Source organism: Sphingomonas sp. 7/4-4 (genome assembly GCF_027941955.1).
Taxonomy (GTDB): domain Bacteria; phylum Pseudomonadota; class Alphaproteobacteria; order Sphingomonadales; family Sphingomonadaceae; genus Sphingomonas.
In genome coordinates this window covers 4,300,599-4,320,696 of record NZ_CP115960.1, presented here as the reverse complement: position 1 = coordinate 4,320,696, position 20,098 = coordinate 4,300,599, and the positions used below count along the sequence as shown (strand labels likewise).

19 protein-coding genes and 5 pseudogenes are annotated in these 20,098 nt (G+C 65.9%); 17 read left to right on the top strand and 7 right to left on the bottom strand.

Annotated elements, in window-relative coordinates; all coding sequences use genetic code 11:
* Positions 1 to 9: 9 nt before the first annotated feature.
* From phoB to PIB19_RS22140, 5 genes and pseudogenes are all read left to right on the top strand, one after another.
* Positions 10 to 701: pseudogene (gene phoB, locus PIB19_RS22160) on the top strand (phosphate regulon transcriptional regulator PhoB).
* Between the two features lie 78 nt (positions 702 to 779).
* The gene (locus PIB19_RS22155; protein ID WP_271239070.1) at positions 780 to 1,055 is read left to right on the top strand and encodes a hypothetical protein; all 276 of its coding nucleotides are present in this window, start codon (positions 780 to 782) and stop codon (positions 1,053 to 1,055) included.
* Between the two features lie 112 nt (positions 1,056 to 1,167).
* The gene (locus tag PIB19_RS22150; RefSeq protein WP_271239069.1) at positions 1,168 to 1,578 is read left to right on the top strand and encodes a hypothetical protein; all 411 of its coding nucleotides are present in this window, start codon (positions 1,168 to 1,170) and stop codon (positions 1,576 to 1,578) included.
* 42 nt (positions 1,579 to 1,620) lie between these two features.
* Positions 1,621 to 2,507 (top strand): annotated as a pseudogene (locus PIB19_RS22145) (SDR family NAD(P)-dependent oxidoreductase).
* Between the two features lie 66 nt (positions 2,508 to 2,573).
* Positions 2,574 to 3,695: a hypothetical protein gene (locus tag PIB19_RS22140; RefSeq protein ID WP_271239068.1), complete on the top strand. Its 1,122-nt coding sequence runs from the start codon at positions 2,574 to 2,576 to the stop codon at positions 3,693 to 3,695.
* Between the two features lie 499 nt (positions 3,696 to 4,194).
* Here the strand turns inward: PIB19_RS22140 and PIB19_RS22135 are convergent, their stop codons facing one another.
* Positions 4,195 to 4,533 (bottom strand): DUF2794 domain-containing protein, encoded by a 339-nt coding sequence (locus PIB19_RS22135; protein WP_271239067.1) that lies wholly within the window; start codon positions 4,531 to 4,533, stop codon positions 4,195 to 4,197.
* The gene (gene epsC, locus PIB19_RS22130; protein ID WP_271239066.1) at positions 4,533 to 5,228 is read right to left on the bottom strand and encodes a serine O-acetyltransferase EpsC; all 696 of its coding nucleotides are present in this window, start codon (positions 5,226 to 5,228) and stop codon (positions 4,533 to 4,535) included. Before epsC ends, PIB19_RS22135 begins: the two co-directional genes overlap by 1 nt.
* Before the next feature lie 154 nt (positions 5,229 to 5,382).
* On the opposite strand from epsC, the pseudogene PIB19_RS22125 reads away from it, so the two are divergent.
* From PIB19_RS22125 to PIB19_RS22110, 4 genes and pseudogenes are all read left to right on the top strand, one after another.
* A pseudogene (locus PIB19_RS22125) lies at positions 5,383 to 6,140 on the top strand (sulfite exporter TauE/SafE family protein).
* Positions 6,141 to 6,406: 266 nt separating this feature from the next.
* Positions 6,407 to 6,970, top strand: a complete 564-nt coding sequence (gene ahpC / locus PIB19_RS22120; protein ID WP_271239065.1) for an alkyl hydroperoxide reductase subunit C — start codon at positions 6,407 to 6,409, stop codon at positions 6,968 to 6,970.
* A 200-nt stretch (positions 6,971 to 7,170) separates the two neighbouring features.
* Positions 7,171 to 8,751 carry an alkyl hydroperoxide reductase subunit F gene (ahpF, locus tag PIB19_RS22115; RefSeq protein ID WP_271239064.1) on the top strand — a complete coding sequence of 527 codons (1,581 nt, stop codon included), beginning with the start codon at positions 7,171 to 7,173 and terminating at the stop codon, positions 8,749 to 8,751.
* A 140-nt stretch (positions 8,752 to 8,891) separates the two neighbouring features.
* Positions 8,892 to 9,790: pseudogene (locus PIB19_RS22110) on the top strand (hydrogen peroxide-inducible genes activator).
* 41 nt (positions 9,791 to 9,831) lie between these two features.
* Here PIB19_RS22110 and PIB19_RS22105 read toward each other — a convergent pair.
* Genes PIB19_RS22105 through pgsA form a run of 3 tightly spaced genes read right to left on the bottom strand, consistent with a single transcriptional unit; the run spans position 9,832 to position 11,080 of the window.
* Complete coding sequence (locus tag PIB19_RS22105; protein WP_271239063.1) at positions 9,832 to 10,278, bottom strand: molybdenum cofactor biosynthesis protein MoaE; 447 nt, start codon at positions 10,276 to 10,278, stop codon at positions 9,832 to 9,834.
* Positions 10,275 to 10,526: a molybdopterin converting factor subunit 1 gene (gene moaD, locus PIB19_RS22100; protein ID WP_271239062.1), complete on the bottom strand. Its 252-nt coding sequence runs from the start codon at positions 10,524 to 10,526 to the stop codon at positions 10,275 to 10,277. Before moaD ends, PIB19_RS22105 begins: the two co-directional genes overlap by 4 nt.
* Positions 10,526 to 11,080 (bottom strand): CDP-diacylglycerol--glycerol-3-phosphate 3-phosphatidyltransferase, encoded by a 555-nt coding sequence (gene pgsA, locus PIB19_RS22095; protein ID WP_271239061.1) that lies wholly within the window; start codon positions 11,078 to 11,080, stop codon positions 10,526 to 10,528. The genes moaD and pgsA overlap by 1 nt, the downstream gene beginning before the upstream one ends.
* Positions 11,081 to 11,282: 202 nt before the next feature.
* Here pgsA and PIB19_RS22090 point away from each other — a divergent pair, with 202 nt between their 5' ends.
* Complete coding sequence (locus PIB19_RS22090) at positions 11,283 to 12,575, top strand: MFS transporter (RefSeq protein ID WP_271239060.1); 1,293 nt, start codon at positions 11,283 to 11,285, stop codon at positions 12,573 to 12,575.
* A gap of 11 nt (positions 12,576 to 12,586) precedes the next feature.
* Here PIB19_RS22090 and PIB19_RS22085 read toward each other — a convergent pair whose 3' ends face one another.
* A complete protein-coding gene (locus PIB19_RS22085; RefSeq protein ID WP_271239059.1) occupies positions 12,587 to 12,754 on the bottom strand; it encodes a hypothetical protein in 168 nt (55 codons plus the stop codon).
* A gap of 125 nt (positions 12,755 to 12,879) precedes the next feature.
* Complete coding sequence (locus PIB19_RS22080; RefSeq protein WP_271239058.1) at positions 12,880 to 13,884, bottom strand: LacI family DNA-binding transcriptional regulator; 1,005 nt, start codon at positions 13,882 to 13,884, stop codon at positions 12,880 to 12,882.
* A gap of 269 nt (positions 13,885 to 14,153) precedes the next feature.
* Between PIB19_RS22080 and PIB19_RS22075 the strand changes: the two are divergent.
* From PIB19_RS22075 to PIB19_RS22045, 7 genes and pseudogenes are all read left to right on the top strand, one after another.
* A pseudogene (locus tag PIB19_RS22075) lies at positions 14,154 to 14,484 on the top strand (TrbC/VirB2 family protein).
* Positions 14,485 to 14,487: 3 nt separating this feature from the next.
* Positions 14,488 to 14,772 (top strand): type IV secretion system protein VirB3, encoded by a 285-nt coding sequence (locus PIB19_RS22070; protein WP_271239057.1) that lies wholly within the window; start codon positions 14,488 to 14,490, stop codon positions 14,770 to 14,772.
* Positions 14,751 to 17,123 (top strand): VirB4 family type IV secretion/conjugal transfer ATPase, encoded by a 2,373-nt coding sequence (locus PIB19_RS22065; RefSeq protein ID WP_271239056.1) that lies wholly within the window; start codon positions 14,751 to 14,753, stop codon positions 17,121 to 17,123. The genes PIB19_RS22070 and PIB19_RS22065 overlap by 22 nt, the downstream gene beginning before the upstream one ends.
* Positions 17,124 to 17,178: 55 nt before the next feature.
* A complete protein-coding gene (locus PIB19_RS22060; protein ID WP_271239055.1) occupies positions 17,179 to 18,327 on the top strand; it encodes a type IV secretion system protein in 1,149 nt (382 codons plus the stop codon).
* On the top strand, positions 18,324 to 19,142 hold the full coding sequence (locus tag PIB19_RS22055; protein ID WP_271239054.1) for a virB8 family protein: 819 nt from the start codon (positions 18,324 to 18,326) through the stop codon (positions 19,140 to 19,142). The genes PIB19_RS22060 and PIB19_RS22055 overlap by 4 nt, the downstream gene beginning before the upstream one ends.
* Before the next feature lie 38 nt (positions 19,143 to 19,180).
* Positions 19,181 to 19,819, top strand: a complete 639-nt coding sequence (locus PIB19_RS22050; RefSeq protein WP_271239053.1) for a TrbG/VirB9 family P-type conjugative transfer protein — start codon at positions 19,181 to 19,183, stop codon at positions 19,817 to 19,819.
* Between the two features lie 82 nt (positions 19,820 to 19,901).
* The gene (locus tag PIB19_RS22045; protein WP_271239052.1) at positions 19,902 to 20,087 is read left to right on the top strand and encodes a hypothetical protein; all 186 of its coding nucleotides are present in this window, start codon (positions 19,902 to 19,904) and stop codon (positions 20,085 to 20,087) included.
* Positions 20,088 to 20,098 lie beyond the last annotated feature (11 nt).

Below are 20,098 nucleotides of genomic sequence, written 5' to 3'. Positions count from 1 at the left end.
GACGCCCTTATGGCCCGAGTTAAGATGCTTCTCGTCGAGGACGACGCCGCGATCGCCGAACTGGTGACATGGCACTTCAAGCGCGAGGATTACGAGGTCAAGCACACGCCCGACGGCGAGGAGGCCCTGCTGCTCGCCAAGGAAGCGACGCCTGACATCGTGCTGCTCGACTGGATGGTCGAGGGGCTTTCGGGCATCGAGGTCTGCCGCCGCCTGCGCCGCATGCCCGAGACCGCCAATATCCCGATCATCATGCTCACTGCGCGCGGCGAGGAAGAGGATCGCGTGCGCGGGCTCGAGACCGGCGCGGACGATTATGTCACCAAGCCGTTTTCCCTCGCGAGCTGGTCGCCCGCGTCGGCGCGGTGCTGCGCCGCGTGCGTCCCGCGCTGGCCGGCGAGGCGCTTAGCTATGCGGATATCGAAATGGACACGGTGGGGCACAAGGTTCGCCGCGGTGGCGACGTGATCTCGCTCGGGCCGACCGAGTTCCGCCTGCTCAAGCACTTCCTCGAGCATCCGGGCTGGGTGTTCTCGCGCGAGCGATTGCTCGACGCGGTGTGGGGACATGACAGCGATATCGAATCGCGCACCGTCGACGTCCATATCCGGCGGCTCCGGAAAGCGATCAACCATGGCGATCGCCCCGACATCATCCGCACGGTCCGCTCGGCGGGCTATGCGCTGGATACCGGGAACTAAATCCGGAGCCATCCCGCAGGTCTCGCGTTCTCGAAAAGCGCAGTCGACTGCGCTCGAGAAACTGTTCGGAGACCTGTGATGACTCTGATCGTTTTGGCTGCACTGGCGATGAGCGGTGCACTCCCGCAGGATGCGCCTGTCCAGACTGCTCCGCCGGCCGATGCCCCGGCGCGGCTGGGTGGGCTGGCCCCCGCGAGCCCCTGGCCGAACGGGCCGCCCGCCCCCGGCCAGCAGGTGGTGTTCGTGCCCAATCCCAGGACCCCCAGCGAGGCATTCCCGCCACCGCCGCCGCGTGAAAACGTTCCGTTCTGCAAGCGCGGCCAGTTCGACGGCTGCAAACAACGGGGCGGCTGAGCGACGAACGCCGCTTTTGGCAGGATGAAGCGCGCCGGACGCGCAACATTCTGTGCAGGATATACGTTTCTCTTCCGCAACGGGGGCTCCGTAGCGAGAAAAGGACGTGCGAATGAAATGGACGATCATGGCCGCCGCGCTGATCATCAGCGGCACCGCGGCGGCACAGGACGTGCCCGCCAGCCAGCAGACCCCTGCGCAAACCACGACGCCTGACGCGTCGACGCCCGCCGATCCCCAGTCGACCACGCCCGGCACCACCGGCGCGGGCACGACGCCCGACGCAACGGCGACGCCGCCCGACGCAGCCGCCACGACGCCTCCGGCCGATGCGGCAGCTGCTCCGACGACGCCCGACGCGGCAGCCGCGCCGGCTCCGTCGGCGGCATCGACCCCCGCACCGATGACGGCTGGCCCCCGCCCGCGGCGCAGCAGGAATATCCCCCTGCTCGAAGACCGTGAAGGACCAGTGCCGCCAGCGCGGCGGCCGCTGAGCGACAACGCGGGTTTGCGCCCGCGGTGACGGCGTCATAGGAAGCGCTCCATAGATTTGGGGAGCGCTTCCATGACCATAGGTTTCGACAATCGCGTCGCCATCGTGACGGGCGCGGGCGGTGGCCTTGGCCGCGCCTATGCGCTCGAGCTGGCGCGGCGCGGCGCGAAGGTGGTCGTCAACGATCTCGGCGGCGCGCGCGACGGCACCGGCCATTCGGATGCCGCGCTCGCGGTGGTGCGCGAGATCGAAGCTGCGGGCGGCGAGGCATTCTCCAACGGCGGCAGCGTCACCGAATATGACCAGATGGTCGCGATGGTCGAAGCGGCCAAGGCGCGATGGGGCCGGATCGACATATTGATCAACAACGCCGGCGTGCTGCGCGACAAGAGCTTCGCCAAGATGGAGCCGGAGGATTTCCGCTTCGTCGTCGACGTGCATCTCAACGGATCGGCCAACTGCACCAAGGCGGTGTGGGACACGATGCGCGACCAGAATTACGGCCGGATCCTGATGACCGCCTCGTCGACCGGACTGTTCGGCAATTTCGGCCAGGCGAATTACGGCGCGGCCAAGCTGGGCCTGGCGGGGCTGGCCAAGACCCTGCATCTCGAAGGCGCCAAATATGGGATCAAGGTCAACACGATCGCGCCCGTCGCCGGCACCCGCATGACCGAGGACATCTTCCCCGAAGCGGCGTTCAAGGCGTTCGCGCCGGAGAATGTGGCGCCCGCTGCGCTGTTCCTCGTCTCCGAGGACGCGCCGACCAACATGATCATCGGCGCCGGCGCCGGCGTGGTGCAAGCCGCTTATGTCACGCTGACCCCCGGCGCGAGGCTGACCGAGCCGACCCCGAAAGCGTCGCCGCGCAATGGGCCGAGATCATCGACCGCAAGGGCGAGATCGTCCCCAATTCGGGCGCCGAGCAGACCATGTCGATCATGTCCCGGCTGCAGTAGCGCCTCACCGTATTGCCTCACTAATACACTTATGCTACGGCGATCCTCACAACAGGAGGATTGCCCATGTACAGCGAAAGCGACCTGGCAGGCGCGGTGGAGGCGGGAGCGATCTCGCAGGACGCCGCGGCGGCCCTCAGAAACCACGTAGCGGCTAGCCGATCGACGCCGACCGTCGACGAAGAGAGTTTCCGGCTGCTGACCGGCTTCAACGACGTCTTCGTCGGCATCGCGGCGATGCTGATCCTCGTCGCGGTGGGCTGGATCGGCTTTTACATCGGCGCGAAGATCATGGATCTCGATACGACCGAGGGGCCCCGCCAGGTGGGCGTCGCCGTCGCGTTCGGCGGGTTCGCAGTGGCGATCACCAGCTGGCTGCTCGCCGAATATTTCACCAGGCAGCGCCGCATGGCCCTCCCCAGCATTCTGCTGCTGCTCGGTTTCGCGGGTGGCATCTTTGCCGGCTTCGGCGCGATCTGGGTGGCCAATGCGCCGTGGCTTTCGGAGCAGTTCGGCCTCACCACCGAGCTGCAGCAGCGCCAGCTGGCGGGCGTGATGGGGGTCGTCACCGGAATCCTCACCGCCGGCGCGACATGGCTGCACTGGCGGCGCTTCATGGTGCCGATCACCGTCGCGGTGGGTGCGATAGCGCTGGTGGCAGTGGGGGTCGGGGCGATCACTGCGTTCGTTCCCGCTTCGCAGGATTCGCTCAACCTGATGCTGCTGATCGCCGGCGTGCTGGTCTTCGTCTTCGCGATGCGCTGGGACATATCGGATCGCGAGCGCCGGACGCGCCGCTCGGACGTCGCCTTCTGGCTCCATCTGGCGGCGGCGCCGCTGATCGCGCACCCGGTGTTCCACATGCTCGGCGTGTTCGACGGCGACATCGGCGCCCCGATGGCCGGCGTGGTGCTCGCGCTCTACGTGGTCTTCGCCGCAGTGGCGCTGGCAGTCGACCGCCGCGCGCTGCTCGTCTCCAGCCTCGTCTATGTGCTGTGGGCGATGTTCGCATTGTTCGAGCAGAGCGGCGCAGTCGAGCTGGCAGCGGCGCTGACCGCTCTGGTGATCGGATCGGCGCTGCTCACGCTCTCCGCCTTCTGGCAGCCGATGCGCCGCCACGTGGTGGGCCTGCTCGGCAAGGATCTGGAGGGCCGGCTGCCGCCGACGCAGCAGCTCGCCGTCGCCTGATACGAGAATCTGCGGTTGTGAAAGGGCCCGGGAGCTTTTCGGGCCCTTTTGCTTTGTGGCGCATGCTGTGTCGGGATATGCGGGACGGGCCGATTCCGGCTTGGTGCGGCCCTCCCGCCAGCCAACCGGAAGGTTGGCACGGACAAGGCTACCAACCTTTTGGTTGGGCTGAAAAGGCACGGATTTCCGTGGATTTTGCCCTTCGACACAGCGAGTCAACCGGCGCGCGCTTGACTCGTTTGGGCATTTGCGAGTCAAGCGACAACCACGGTGCGAGGGCGTGACGCCAAGGTGCTGCCGCAAGCTGCGCATCACCGAACGAAAGCAGAACAAATCCTACATTGCCAGTGCTGCTTTTAGGCAGGAGACGCCTGCTGCGGACGAAGGGCGTTTACACGCAGTGGCGGAGGCTCGAATTCCTCGTCACCCCGGGGTCAAGCTCGGGGTGACGAGAATACGGCGATGGCAGTTCACCACCACAAGCCGCCCTCCGCCAGCTCTACTCCCCCACCAGCTTCATCAGCCGCCGCTCGACCGGGGCGAGCACCGGGCCGAGCTCGTGGCCGCGCTTGAGGATCATCCCGGCCTCGTTGACCAAGGCCCACATGCCCTGGCGGTTGCGCAGCGCAGGGCATTTCTCGATCCGGTATTCGGGGCGTTCGGCGGCGCGGCGGAAGGCGGCGAACACCGCGGCGTCACGGTCGAACTGGATGGCATAGTCCTTCCAGTGCCCCGCGGCGACCATCCGGCCGTACAGATCGAGGATGCGCGTCAGTTCGAGGCGTTCGAAACCGACCTGCGACGGCCGGCCGACCGGCAGAGGCGTGACGATACCCATCAGGCGCGGTCGCGGCGCTCCCTGGCGGTGGATTTACCGCCGTCCTCGATCATCGCGTCGAGCCGTTTGCGGAGCGTTTCGAGCTCGCAGCGCATGATCTCGAGTTTCTGGGTGGCGGGATCGAACAGCTCGCTGCACGGCGTGCCATAGGGGACGAAATCCTTCTGCCACGTCCCCGCCTCGACCAAGGTGGACCTGGCGGGGATGCCCACCATCACCGCGCCTTCGGGCACGTCCCTGGTCACCACGGCGTTGGCGCCGATCCGCGAGCGCTCGCCGACGGTGACCGGCCCCAGCACCTGCGCGCCCGAACCGATGATCACGCCGTTCAGGATCGTCGGGTGGCGCTTGCCCGCGACGCCGTTATCGGGGCTGGTGCCGCCCAGGGTGACGCATTGATAGATGGTGACGTCGTCGCCGATCTCGGCGGTCTCGCCGATCACCACGAAGCCGTGATCGATGAAAAAATTGCGGCCGATCGTCGCGCCCGGATGGATGTCGATCGCCGTCATCCAGCGCGACCAGTGATTGACTGCGCGCGCAAGGAAGAACCAGCCGCCCCGGTACAGCCGATGCGCGATGCGGTGATAGAAGACCGCCCACACGCCCGGATAGAGCAGGATTTCGGCACGGCTGCGCGGCGCGGGATCGCGCGCGTGAATCGAATCGAGATAGGCCTTCAATCGACGGAACATGGCCGGTTCCCCTTTGCCGCGCCCATTTAGTGCACTGCGCGCCGGATTTCCAGAACGGCCCCCGCAGGGCTTGTCCCGTCTAAACACGATGTATCTTGTGGGAATTCGGCGGGCGCGGCATTCCTGCGCATCCAACGGCTTGCAAAGGGCGCGGATGATCTTCGGAATTGACCTCTCGGCGCTGCTCCCCTTCATCGCCGTCGGCTTTGCCGCGCAGATGGTCGACGGTGCGCTCGGCATGGCGTTCGGCGTGATCTCGAACACCTTGCTGCTGAGCCTGGGCGTGCCCCTGCAATGGCTTCGGCGGGCGTTCACACCGTGGAGACCTTCACTACCGCCGTTTCCGGGATCAGCCACGCGGTCCACAAGAACGTGAACTGGAAGCTGTTCCTGCGCATCGCGGTGCCCGGCGTGATCGGCGGCGCATTGGGAGCCTATGTGCTCTCCAACATCCACGCAGCGACCGCCAAGCCGTTCATTCTCGCGTATCTGACGGCGATCGGCCTGTATCTGCTGTGGCGCAGCCGCCATTATCCGCCGCAGGAGCGCAGCCCCAAGATCGTCGAGCCGCTGGGGCTCGTCGGCGGCTTCCTCGACGCAGCGGGCGGCGGCGGCTGGGGGCCCGTGGTGACCAGCAACCTGCTCGTCCAGGGATCGAGCCCGCGGATGACGATCGGCACGGTCAACACTGCCGAATTCTTCGTGACCGCCACCATTTCGGCGACCTTCATCACCCAGCTCGGGCTCGAGGCCTTCACCGTCGCGACGGTCGGGCTGCTGATCGGCGGCGTGATCGCGGCGCCGCTGGGGGCGCGGCTGGCGAAGCGGGTTGAGCCCAAGACGCTGATGCTGATGGTCGGCATCGTGCTGACGCTGACCAGCATCTACAATCTTTACCTCGCGCTGCGGTAAGGTTCGGCGCCGCGACGCAGTGTCCCGACGCGTTTCGTCATCCCGGCGAAGGCCGGGATCCAGGGTTACTCTGCTCGGACAGTATTGCTTGGCTCTGGATCCCGGCCTTCGCCGGGATTGACGGCATGTGTGTGTCGGCGGTCAATCGATCAATACCCCCACTGATCGTCTCACTCGATCACCGCGAGCGAAGCTTCCCATTAGCATTGCGCCGCAGCACGCTTATATCCCGCATTGCAACACAATGCCTTTGGAGGAATTCACGCATGGCGCTCATCGGAAGCACGATTCTGCCGTTCACGGCGCAGGCCTATAAGGACGGCAAGTTCGTCCAGGTCACCGACGCCGATACGCGCGGCAAGTGGGCGGTCTTCTTCTTCTACCCGGCCGACTTCACCTTCGTGTGCCCCACCGAGCTCGAAGACTTGGCCGACATCTACCCGACTCTCCAGAAGATGGGTGTCGAGGTCTATTCGGTTTCGACCGACACGCATTTCAGCCACAAGGCTTGGCACGACACCTCGCCGGCGATCGGCAAGATCAATTACTATATGCTCGGCGACCAGAACCACGTTCTCAGCACGAACTTCAACGTGCTGCGTGAGGGTCAGGGCCTTGCGGACCGCGGCACCTTCGTCGTCGATCCCGAGGGCGTGATCCAGCTGGTCGAGATCACGTCGGAAGGCGTCGGCCGCAACGCTGCCGAGCTGCTGCGGAAAATCAAGGCCGCACAGTATATTGCCGCGCATCCGGGCGAAGTCTGCCCGGCCAAGTGGGAAGAGGGCGAAGCGACGCTCGCTCCCTCGCTGGATCTCGTCGGCAAGATCTAAGACCTAAGGCGCCTCCTCCCCTCCCCTTGTGGGAGGCGCCGATTCGGCCCGGGGTGGACTACCATCCCGGGCCGTTTTCTTCTCACCCCGTTCGCCCTGAGCCTGTCGAAGGGCACCTAGCCTCAAGCGACGCGCCCGTGGTGGGCCGCCCTTCGACAGGCTCAGGGCGAACGGTTGTTCCAGTTCCTTGGGAGTACCCGATGCTCGACGCCAATCTGACGCAGCAGCTCAAGACCTATCTGGTCAACATCAAGCAGCCGATCGAGCTCGTCGCCAGCCTGGGCGACGATGCCAAATCGGGCGAACTCGAGCGCCTGCTGAACGACATCGCGGCGCTTTCCGACGACATCAGCGTCGTGCGCAAGGACGATGCGCGTAAACCCAGCTTCATGATCCGCCGCGCCGGCACCGATATCGGCGTGCGCTTCGCGGGTCTGCCGATGGGGCATGAATTCACGTCGCTGGTGCTGGCGCTGCTGCAGGTCGGCGGGCATCCGTCTCGCGCGGCGCAGGAGCTGATCGAGCAGGTCAAGGAACTCGACGGCGACTTCGAATTCGAGACCTATTTCTCGCTGTCGTGCCAGAACTGCCCCGACGTGGTGCAGGCACTGAACCTGATGGCGGTGCTCAATCCGCGGATCAAGCACGTCGCGATCGACGGCGCCTTGTTCAAGGACGAAGTCGATGCCCGGAAAGTGATGGCGGTGCCGACGGTGTTCCTCAACGGCGAGCCGTTCGGGCAGGGCCGGATGGAGCTCGAGCAGATCGTCGCGAGGCTCGACACCGGCGCGGAGGCGCGCGCGGCCGAGAAGATCAGGACCAGGGATGCCTTCGACGTGCTGGTGGTCGGCGGCGGGCCTGCGGGCGCGGCGGCGGCGATCTATGCCGCGCGCAAGGGCATCCGCGTGGGCGTGGCGGCGGAGCGCTTCGGCGGGCAGGTGCTCGACACGATGGCGATCGAGAATTTCATTTCGGTGCCGCACACCGAAGGGCCCAAGCTCGCCGCGCATCTGGAGCAGCACGTCAAGGACTACGACGTCGACATCATGAACCTCCAGCGCGCCGAAAAGCTGATTCCGGCGCCGACCGAGGGCGGGCTGCACGAAGTGCGGCTGGCCAACGGGGCGTCGCTGAAGGCGCGGACCGTGATCCTGTCGACCGGCGCGCGCTGGCGGCAGATGGGCGTGCCCGGCGAGGACGCATATCGCAACAAGGGCGTGGCCTATTGCCCGCATTGCGACGGGCCGCTGTTCAAGGGCAAGCGCGTCGCAGTGATCGGTGGCGGCAATTCGGGCGTGGAAGCGGCGATCGACCTGGCCGGGATCGTGGCGCACGTCACCTTGATCGAATATGACAGCGACCTGCGCGCCGACGCCGTGCTCCAGCGCAAGCTGGCGACCTTGCCGAACGTCAAGGTGATCACTTCGGCGCTGACCACCGAAGTGCGCGGTGACGGCGAGAAGGTGTCCGGGCTGATCTACAAGGACCGCAACCACGGCACCGAGCACCAGATCGAACTCGAAGGCATCTTCGTGCAGATCGGGCTGGTGCCGAACACCGAGTGGCTCAAGGATTCGGTGGCGCTGAGCCCGCGAGGCGAAATCGAGATCGACGCGCGCGGCGAGACTTCGCAGCGGGGGATCTTCGCCGCGGGCGACGCGACGACGGTGCCGTACAAGCAGATCGTCATCGCGATGGGCGCGGGGTCCACGGCGGCGCTGTCGGCGTTCGATTATCTGATCCGGTTGCCGACGGAAGAGCTGGTCGAGGCGGCGGCTTGAACTTCCTCGTCATCCCGGCGGAAGCCGGGATCCAGAGCCACGAGGCGATGCCCTGCCTGACTCTGGGTCCCGGCCTTCGCCGGGATGACGTAAGAGAAGAAATCACTTATATACGCCTTTTCAATCGATAGAGGCGATCAGTGGCAGCAACCTATCTCCCGACGCTCAAGCAGCTGCAATACCTCGTCGCGCTGCACGATTCCGGTCATTTCGGCCGCGCGGCGGAGGCTTGTTTCGTCACCCAGTCCACGCTTTCCGCCGGAATCCGCGAGCTCGAGACGCTGATCGGCGTGGTGCTGGTCGAGCGGACGCGGCGGGTCGTCCGCTTTACGCCGCTCGGCGAGCGGATCGTCGACAAGGCGCGGCGCGTGCTGCGCGAGGCGGACGAGCTGGGCGACCTTGCCCGCGCGGCGGGGCGGCCGCTGTCGGGGGAGATGCGGATGAGCGTCATCCCGACGATCGCGCCGTTCCTGCTCCCCGCATCCTGCCGCGGCTGCGGCGCGAATATCCCGAGCTCAAGCTGTTCCTGCGCGAGGAGACCAGCGGGCAGGCCTGCGAGCAGCTCCATCACGGGCGCACCGATTGCGTGCTGCTGGCCCTCCCCTTCGGCTGCGGCGACGTGGAGGCGGCGCCGTTGTTCGACGACCGGCTGTTCGTCGCCTTTCCCGAGGGCGAGATGGACCCGACCCCGACGATCCGCCCGGCCGATATCGACGCCAACCGGCTGCTGATGCTCGAGGATGGGCATTGCCTGAAGGACCACGCCCTCGCCGCGTGCAACCGGCCCGAATTGCGCGCCGAGGCGACAATGCTCGGCACCTCGCTGCACACCATGGTGCAGATGGTCGACAACGGCCTTGGCGTCACGATGCTGCCCGAGATGGCGATCGACGCGGGCATCCTCGACCATACCCAGGTGACTGCGCGGCCGCTCGATGCGGAGAATGCCTCGCGGCACATTGCGCTCGTGTGGCGCAAGGCGAGTCCGCGCGAACGGGACTTCCGGCTGTTGGCGCAGGTGCTGGCTGATTCGGCGTGAGCGCTCGTTCGTGCTCCGGCGAAGGCCGGAGCACAATGACTTTAGTCGACGGCGTTCCAGCGCCCCGCCGCATCCGCATCGCTCCCGCGCGCCTCGACCCAGCGGGCCGCCTCGCCCCGCGTCTCGCGCTTCCAGAAGGGCGCGTCGGTCTTGAGCCGGTCGATCAGATAGGCGCAGGCCTCCAGCGCCTCGCGGCGATGCTCCGCGGCGGTGCCGATGAAAACGATGCGGTCGCCGGGAACCATCACGCCGACCCGGTGGACCATGGTGACGCCGAGCAAAGACCAGCGCTGCATCGCGACTTCCGCCAGCGCGATCAGCGCCCCTTCGGTCATGCCCGGATAATGCTCCAGCTCGAGCGCGGTCACGCCGTCATCGCCGCGGACGACGCCAGTGAAAGTCGCCACGGCACCCGCGCCTCGTTCCTCCAGCGCGGCGACTTCGACGCCCAGCTCGATCGGCGCGTCGTCGATCGAGACCCGGATCATCCGCCGGTGACCGGAGGGAAGATCGCGACTTCGCGCGCATCGCCCAGCAGCGTATCGAGCGGCACGAACTTCTGGTCGATGGCCGCGCGCAACCGTTCGGGCTCGCGCATCGCCTCGGCATGGCCGGGGCTGAGCGTCGCCAGCCAGTCGATCAGATCGGCGACGTTGCGCACCGCTTCGGGCGGATCGCGCTGCTCCGCTCCCGTCCCGATACGCTCGCGGACCCAGGCGAAATAGAGCAGGTCCATCACGTATCCATGTGCTTGAGGCCGACGCGCATATAGTCCCAGCCGGTGATCGCGGTGAGCACCGCCGCGCTCCACAGAGTGATCAGCCCCAGCAACGCCACCCACGGATATTGCGGCACCGCCTGGCCGAGGATCAGCGCGCCGAACGCGACGAGCTGGAGCGTCGTCTTCCACTTGGCCAATTGGGAGACGGGGACCGACACCTGGAGCTGGGCGAGGAACTCGCGCAGTCCCGACACGGTGATCTCGCGCAGCAGGATGATCAAGGCTGCGATCAAGTGGAAATCGGCGATCACGCCCTTGCCCACCAGCATCAGGATCACCGCGGCGACCATGATCTTGTCGGCGATCGGATCGAGGAACACGCCGAGCTTGGAGACGGTGCCCTGCGCGCGCGCCAGATAGCCGTCGAAATAATCGGTGATGCCCATCAGGCAGTAGATCGCGAAGGCGACGGCATAGCCGGTCCGCCACTCGGGCCACCACAGAAAGGCCGCGAGCAGCGGCACCGTGACGATCCGCGAGAGCGTCAGGATGTTGGGCAACGTCAGCATCGTCTCTGCCTAGGGTCCGTAGCCGATATCCGCAACGGCCCTGACGGAGCGGGTCCGGGCTCTGGTACCGGTCGTGCGGGAGCCGAAACAGTCTTCGTCATGGATGTGGGACGCACATGGCGGTTGATACGTTCCGTGACGCTCGGCTATGCCGACGCGTCGTTTGGCGGGGTCCTCCCGCGCTTCAAGGACGTGGCAGGATATGATCGGTGCGCTCGGGTTGATGAAGGAGCGCCGGTTCCTGCCGCTGTTCGTCACGCAGTTTCTGGGGGCGTTCAACGACAACCTCTTCAAGAACGCGATGATCTTTTTCGCGACCTATCAGATTTTCAGTTCGGTCGAGCAGGAAACGCAGTTCAGCGCGATCGCCACCGGCATCTTCATCCTGCCCTTCTTCCTGTTTTCCGCGCTCGCCGGGCAGCTCGCCGACAGCTACGACAAGGCGAAGATCATGCGGATCATCAAGGCCGCCGAGGTCGTGATCATGCTGGTCGGCGCGCTCGGCATCTTCATCAAGAGCCTGCCGCTGATGCTGGTCGCTCTGGTGGGCATGGGCATCCACTCGACCTTTTTCGGCCCGATCAAATATGCCGTGCTGCCCCAGCATCTGAACGAGGACGAAGTGCTGGGCGGCACCGGGCTGGTCGAGGCCGGAACCTATATCGCCATTCTGTTCGGCACGATCGCGGGCGGACTGATCAGCCCGACCGTCGCGGCCTTCGCCGTGGTGGGCGTGGCGATGATCGGCTGGCTGGCGTCGCTCAAGATCCCGCCGGCGCCGCCGCTCACCAAATTGAAGCTGGATTACAACATCTTCCGCGCCTCCGCCCGATTGATCGGCGCGACGATGCACATCCCGCGCCTGTATCTCGCCATCGTCGCGATCAGCGTGTTCTGGACGATCGCCGCGGTGCTGGGCGTGCTCTTCCCGCCGCTGGTGAAGAACGTGTTCCATGCCCAGAAGGACGTCGCCAGCGTATTCCTCGCGATCTTCTCGGTCGGCATCGCGATCGGATCGGTGGTGATCAACCGGTTGCTCAAGGGCCACGTCTCGGCGAAATATGCGACGGCGTCGGTGCTCGCCATGTCGCTGTTCGTCGTCGATTTCTTCTTCGCCGCTCTGTATTTTCCGGTGAGCGAGGGGCCGCTGCTCAAGACCGCGAACTTCCTCGCATTGCCCGATGCGTGGCGGGTGCTGTTCGACCTCGCGATGATCGCGATCACCGGCGGCATGTTCGTCGTGCCGCTCTACGCCTTCCTCACCACGACGGTCGACAAGTCGCAGACCTCGCGCACCGTGGCGGCCAACAATATCGTCAATTCGGGGGCGATGGTCGCCGGATCGGTGGGCGTTCTCGGCTTCACCAACATCCCCGGCGTCGACGTGGTCCACGCGATCTGGATCGTATTCCTTTTATGCCTCGCCTCGGCATATTGCGCATGGCGGCTCTACAAGGCCGAGGACCTGCCCCACGGGCTCGATCCGATTCCCTGAGAGGCGGCGTTCTAGACGATGAAGGTGTAGAAGCAGACGAAGAAGGCGCTGAAGCTCAGCGCGAAAAGCTTCCAGTCGCTGTCGTCGCTGACCTTGCGCTCGATCGCGGAGACGCGCCGCATATGGCTGCGGAACGGGTGGCGGCGGGCATGGCCCTCGGCGACGAGTTGGCTTTGCATCGCAGGAGTTAACGCTTCGTTTACTTTTATGGCCAGCACAGAAGAAGGTTAACGTGCGTTTTGTTACGGGACACGCTTCGCGCGCCGCCCCGAGGGTAGCAGGCCCTGGAATCCCGGGATCGTGGTTAACGCGGCGCCGGACCGGTGGTCGAACGGATCATCAGCTTGTGCTCCAGCGTTACGCGCGGCTCGGCCTCCGGCGAGAGCATCAGATCGGCTGCAGCATAAGCCAGCTCGCGCACCGGCTGGCGCATCGTCGTCAGCGGCGGCCATACCGCCCGGGCGAGATCCGAATCGTCGAAACCGACGATCGAGAGCTGGCCGGGCACGTCGATATCGGCCTCGTGCGCCACCGCCAAGACGCCCGCCGCCATATCGTCGTTGCCGGCGAAGATCGCGCTGGGCCGCGGCGTGCGTTCCAGCAATTGCCGCGCCGCCTCGCCGCCCGAAGTGAAGCTGTTCTCGCCCGCGACGACCAGGCCTTCGTCGAAGGCGATGCCGTGCGCCTCGAGCGCCTCGCGATAGCCCTGCAGGCGCTCCCAGGTCGAGACGTGGCTGTCGAGCCCGCGGATGAACCCGATCGCGCGGTGGCCGAGCCCGATCAGATGCTCGGTGACTTCGCGCGCGGCCGCGACGTCGTCGATCGCCGCCGCCATGCCGCTGTCCTTGCGCGCACCGGGTGCGATGCGGACATAAGGCAGTCCGCGCCGGTCGAGCTCGTCGAGCAGGGCCGCGATCTCGGTGACCGGCGGCGACAGGATCACCCCGTCCAGATGCGCCTCGTCGACCAGCGCCATCACGTTCGAAACCAGATCGGGCGACTGGCTGTCGATCGGCTGGAGCAACAGTCGATAGCCGAGTTCGCTGCAGCGCTGCTGCGCGCCGAGCTGGATGTGATAGACGTAATAAGGGCTGGGATTGTCGTAGAGCAACGCCACCTGGAACGAACGCCGCCCGGCGAGCGTGCGCGCCGCATGGCTGGGGCGGAAGTTGAGCCGCGCCACGACTTCCTCGACGCGCCGGCGGGTTTCCTCGCTGACATGCTTCTCGTTATTGAGGACGCGCGAGACGGTCTTGAAGGACACGCCTGCGATCTTCGAGACTTCCTTGATCGTCGGACGGCTGGACATTGCGCACCCCCGGCCGAAAGCGGCCCAAAACGAGGCATATTTGACACCGCTGCCACTGCGCAAGCTTTGATGATGCAATTCTTGCATCTCCAACGCGCACGCGCGCGGCCGGCATGAGGATGGAGGAGCATTTACGCTCGATTCCAACCCTGTCGAAACACAATGGCGGAAAGTAATCGGCCCGGCGAAGCTACGCTCAAAACGCTCTGGTTTGCCCTTGGCATTTGCCGAAAGATCGCGTTATCATTGACCATTAAGGGGCGGACGTAATGACAATGTCGCGTATTTGTCGCATTGCGAGCAGGCTTGGTGCGGCTTCGACCCTGATATGGTCTGCCGTCGCGACGGCGCAGGATACGTTCAGCGATCCCGCGGGTTCGGGCCCCATCGTCAACGCGGTTCGATGGCTGGAAGGCACCCTGCTCGGCACGATCGCCACCGTGGTGGCGGTAATCGCGATCGCGTCGGTCGGTTTTCTGATGCTGACCGGACGAGATCAACTGGCGCTACGGCGCAACCGTAATCCTGGGCTGCTTCATTCTTTTCGGTGCCGCCAGCATCGTGGCAGGAATCCAGTCGACTGCCAGCCTGGGACAATAGCGAATGGAGGGGCTCGATCGCGACCCGTTGTTCGTTGCCCTGACGCGTCCGCAGATGTTCGCCGGCGTGGCCTACAGCTATTTCGTCGCGAACGCAGTGCTCGCCACTGAGCTGTTCCTGATCTTCCGCTCGGCGTGGATCGTCCTCGCGGCGCTGCTCGTCCATCTGGCCGGAATGCTGCTCTGCGTGCGCGAGCCGCGCTTCTTCGATCTTTGGCTGGTGCGGATCGGCCGTTGCCCGCGCGTCAAGAACTACGCGATCTGGCGATGCAACTCCTACCGGCCCTGACCCGCGACCGCAGGACGGTCGAGCGCGAGGCGCCCGCCGGGCGCAATTTGCCCTATGCCCGGCATGTCGATCGCACGACGATCGAGACCCGCGACGGGCTGTTGCTGCAGGTAGTGCAATTGCGCGGCTTCCTGTTCGAGACGACCGACACCGACGAGATCAACTATCGCAAACGCCTACGCGACGCGATGCTGCAGGCCATCGGCTCCTCGCGTTTCGCGATCTACCACCACGTGATCCGGCGCCAGTCGCAAGCGGCGCTCGACGGCGATTACCGGGACCCTTTTTCGCGTCGGCTGGCAACTGCATGGCAATCCCGCCTCGCGGCTAAGCGGCTCTACGTCAACGATCTCTATCTGACGCTGGTGCGACGCCCGCTCCAGGGCCGTGTCGGCCTGCTCGATCGCATCCGCGAGTCCCTCGGGCGCGGCTCGAACGACGACGGCGCCTCGATCGCCGCCGACTTGCGCCAGCTCGACACTGCCCGCGACGCGCTGATGGCCGCACTCGGCAGCTACGAGCCTCGCCTGCTCGGAACATACGATACCGACCAAGGGCCCTGTTCGGAGCCGCTCGAATTCCTCTCGCAGCTCTACAATCGCGAAGAGCGCCCGGTGCTGCTGCCGTTCGAGGAGATAGCCTCCTATCTTCCGTATCGGCGCGTGAGTTTCGGCGAGGAGACGGTCGAACTCGGTCCGGCAGGCGCGCTGCCGCGCACGTTCACCGGGATCGTTTCGATCAAGGACTATCCGGGGCAGACCGGCCCGGGAATGTTCGACGAGCTGCTTCGTCTGCCCTTCGAGTTGACGGTTTCGCAGTCGTTCGGCTTCGTCGACCGGCAAGCTGCGCTCGGCCGGATGAATCTCGCCTTGCGGCGGATGCGTTCGGCGGAAGACGAGGCAATGAGCCTCAGAGCGGATCTCGGTCAGGCGAAAGACGAAGTCGCCGGCGGCCGTTCGGCCTTTGGCGAGCACCATATGACGATCGCCGTGCACGGCGACACGCCCGCCGCCGTCGACGCGGGCGTGGCGGAAGTCCAGGCGTCGCTTTCCGAGCTCGGCATCATCGCGGTGCGCGAGGAGATCGCGCTCGAACCCGCCTTCTGGGCCCAATTTCCGGGCAATTTCAAGTTCATTGCCCGGCGCGGACTGATTTCGACCGGGAATTTCGCCGGCTTCGCCAGCGGACATAATTTCCCCATCGGCCAGCCGGTCGGCAACCATTGGGGCGATGCGGTGACGTTGCTCGAAACCACTGCAGCCGGTCCGTATTTCTTCAATTTCCACCAGGGGGATCTCGGCAACTTCACGGTCATCGGCCCGTCCGGATCGGGAAAGACCGTCGTGCTCAATTTCCTGCTGGCGCAGGCGCGGAAATATGCTCCGCGGATCATCTTCTTCGACAAGGATCGCGGCGCGGAACTCTTCATCCGCGCGATCGGCGGACGATACGACGTGCTCCGGCCGGGAACGGCTTCGGAACTCAATCCCCTTCGCCTGCCGGACACGCCTGCGAACCGGCAGTTCCTGATCGACTGGCTGACGCAACTCGCCGGAGCCGCCGATGTCGAGGAACTGGCGCGGATCAAGGACGCAGTCGACGCGAATTACCGCCAGCCGATCGAGCATCGCCGGCTGCGCTTCCTGGTGGAACTCTTTCGCGGCGCGCACCGCGCCACCGCCGGCGACCTGTGGTCGCGAATGGCGCCGTGGTGGGGTGAAGGCGAGCGCGCCTGGCTCTTCGACAATGCCGACGATCGCACCGATCTCGCCGCCGAATCGGTCGGCTTCGACATGACGCAGGTGCTCGACGACACGACGTTGCGGACGCCCGCGATGATGTATCTTTTCCACCGCGTGGAAGAGCGGCTCGACGGATCGGCGGCGATCATCGTCATCGACGAAGGCTGGAAAGCGCTGGACGACGACGTGTTCGTCCGCAGGATCAAGGACTGGGAAAAGACGATCCGCAAGCGCAACGGGATCATCGGCTTCGCCACCCAGAGCGCGCAGGACGCGCTGGAGAGCCGGATCGCGAGCGCCATCATCGAGCAGGCTGCGACGCAGATCTTCATGGCCAATCCACGCGCCCGCGCCGAGGATTACATCCAGGGCTTCGGCCTTTCGAACCATGAGTTCGAACTGATCCGCTCGCTGCCCGACAATGCGCATTGCTTCCTGATCAAGCATGGCGCCGAGAGCGTCGTCGCGCGACTCAACCTCACCGGCGAACGCGACTTGCTGACGATCCTTTCCGGGCGCGAGCGCACCGTGCGCCTGCTGGATGAAATTCGCGCGGAACGCGGCGACGCGCCCGAAGACTGGCTCGAACCCCTTTTGCAGCGCGCCTGATGGCCTGTCCTTATTACCCCCCGACACGGGCTATCTCCGGAGCATCCTCGGCTTCATGGACTGCCAGGCCCGCACGATCGGCGAGCAAGGCTATCTCGCGCTGTCCGTGCCCGGGTCTACCGGATCGCTGTTCCTCACGTCCGTGCTGACGCTGTTCGTCGCATTGATCGGCTATCGGATGCTGTTCGGCGAAGTGCCCGGCGTGCGAGGCGGCGTGCTCGCGCTGGTCAAGATCGGCCTGGTGCTGGCGCTGGCGAGCAACTGGCAGGCCTATCGGACGCTGCTTTACGACGTGACGCTCTATGCGCCCGCCGAACTCGCCTCGGCTGTGGGCGCACCCGCGGGGGTGCCCGGGGCCAATGGAGGGCTGGTCGGACGACTCGACGGGCTCGACCGCGGCTTCGAGGCTCTGGCCATAGAGGGCGTGGGACCGCCTCCCGATCCGAGCGTGCAGCGCGTGCCGCCGCCGATGTTCGGCGGGTTCGACGTGTTCGCTCTGGGCGCGTCGCGGGTGGTATTCCTCGTCGGCGCGATGGGCGCCTTCGCCGGGCTCCGGCTGCTTGCCGGGCTGATGCTGGCACTGGGGCCCTTGTTCATCGGATTCCTGCTCTTCGATTCCACGCGCGGCCTGTTCGCGGGCTGGATACGGGTCCTCCTCGGAACCGTGCTCGGGGTACTGGCGACCGCGATCACGCTGGGAGTCGAGCTTGCGCTGCTCGAGCCCTGGCTCACCGATCTGCTGGCGCGGCGCGCGGCCGAACAACCGATCCCCGGCGCGCCCGCGCAATTGTTCGCCGCGACATTGGTGTTCGGGATCACATTGATCGCGATGCTGGCCGGAACGGCGCGCTTGGCCTGGGCACTCCGCTTGCCCGAGACGCTGCTCGTTCCGCTCCGCGAGCATAGCCTGATCCGGGAGACGCGCGGCACGGCCGCTTTCGAGCATCAGGGTTCCCGGACGGCGATCGACACGCGCTCGCGTGCCGCCGCCATCGTCGATGCAGTAGCGGCGAACCAGCGACGCGAGACCGCGGCGATCGTGCGCGGCGGCGGGACAATGGCTGGCGCTCCGCCGGGACATGCAGTGCATCAGCCCTTAGCCGGCATCGTGCAGCCACCAGCCGGCACACGCGACGGATCCGCGCGTCGGCGAACGACGGCCCGGATCTCGACCAGCGCCCGCCGACGGGATCGTTCAGCATGAAACAGGAAGCCTCCAAGTCCCTCGACGCCTATTTCAAGGAGGCGCAAAGCTGGGCGCAGGATCGCCAGGACGCGCTGCGCGCATCCCGCCGCGTCGCCTGGATAATTGCAGCCGTCGCAGTGGCGATCGCCTTTTTCGAAGCCCTGGCGCTGATCATGCTGATGCCGCTCAAGCGCGTCGAACCCTATACGCTGCTGGTCGATCGGCAGACCGGCTATGTGCAGGCCCTGAAGCCGCTGGATCCACAATTGGTGTCGAGCGACACCGCTTTGACCCAGTCGTTCCTCGTCCAATATGTCATCGCGCGCGAGGGCTTCGACGTCAGTTCGCTGCAGACCGACTATCGCAAGGTCGGGCTGTGGTCGGCGGGTCAGGCACGTGCCGACTATCTCACGATGATGCCCGCCTCTAACCCGGCGAGTCCCTTGGCGACCTATCCGCGGTCGACGGTGGTGAGCGTGCGGGTGAAGAGCGTTTCCGCGATCGGGCAGAAGAGCGCGCTGGTGCGGTTCGATACGATCCGTCACGACGCCGGCCGCCAGCCCGAAGCGGCACGGCCATGGGTGGCGGTCGTCCGCTACGACTATTCGAATGCGCCGATGTCGGTGGAGGACCGCTACGTCAATCCGCTCGGCTTCCAGATCCGGACCTATCGCCGAAGCGCGGAGGCACTCCCGCCGGAACCGGCTCCCGCTTCGTCGCCCACACCTGCTGCGACCACGCCCGCCGGAACTCCGGGCGCCTCGCCCGTGCCGGGAGCGAACGGGGTCGTCATTCCGCCTCCGCGCCCGGCCAAGCCGGCAGTCGAGCTATGATCCTGCGCGCTTCTTTCCTTGCGGCTGCGCTGGGGACCGTGTCGCCGATCGCGGCACAGGACGCGCTACCGGATCCCCGCGTCCGCACCGTCGAATATACTGCGGATCAGGTGATACGGATCGAAGGCGCGCCGGGATATGAGCTGATGATCGAGCTGGCGCCCGACGAGGAGACCACCAGCGTGGCCGTCGGCGACAGCAGCGCCTGGCAGGTGACGGCAAACCGCGCCGGCACGCATCTGATCCTCAAGGCGATCCAGAGCGGAGTCGCCACCAACATGACCGTGGTCACCAACGTGCGGGTCTATCATTTCGACCTGGCGCCGGCCTCCGCACCCACAATATATACGCTGCGGTTTCGCTACCCGCCGCCGCCGCCGACCATCGCATCGGCACCGTCGCCATCGGGCCTGATCAACCGCTACAAGATAAGCGGTACGCGCACGCTCTGGCCCTCGTCGATGGGCGACGACGGCGAACGCACGTTCATCGAATGGCCCAAGGGCGCCGATCTGCCCGCGGTTTTCGCATTGGATGCCAACGGCAAGGAAACGCTGGTCAACGGGATGATGCGCGACGACCGGCTGGTCATCGATTCGGTGGCGGCACGGCTCGTCTTCCGGATCGACAACAATGTCGCGCGGGCCGAGCGGCAGCTGGAGAGCGGCAAGCAATAATGGCGACCACTCCCCTCCCCCACCGCCCGTCGAGACGGGTTCGGTATTGCCGATCGTGGCGCGGCCGAGAGGCGGGCCGTCGATGCTCGCCGTGCTCATCGTCGCGGCACTGGGCGGAGTGCTGTTGTTCGGCGTCCTCAATGCCCGGCGGCAGGCGCTGACCGCGCCCAGCGTGGACGTTCGGCCCGTCGACGCGGTGCGCTCGCCGGAAAGCTTGCCGGCGCTCTCGATCCCCCCGAACCCCAGCCCGCGCCGGTCGCGCCCTTGATCCAATATGTC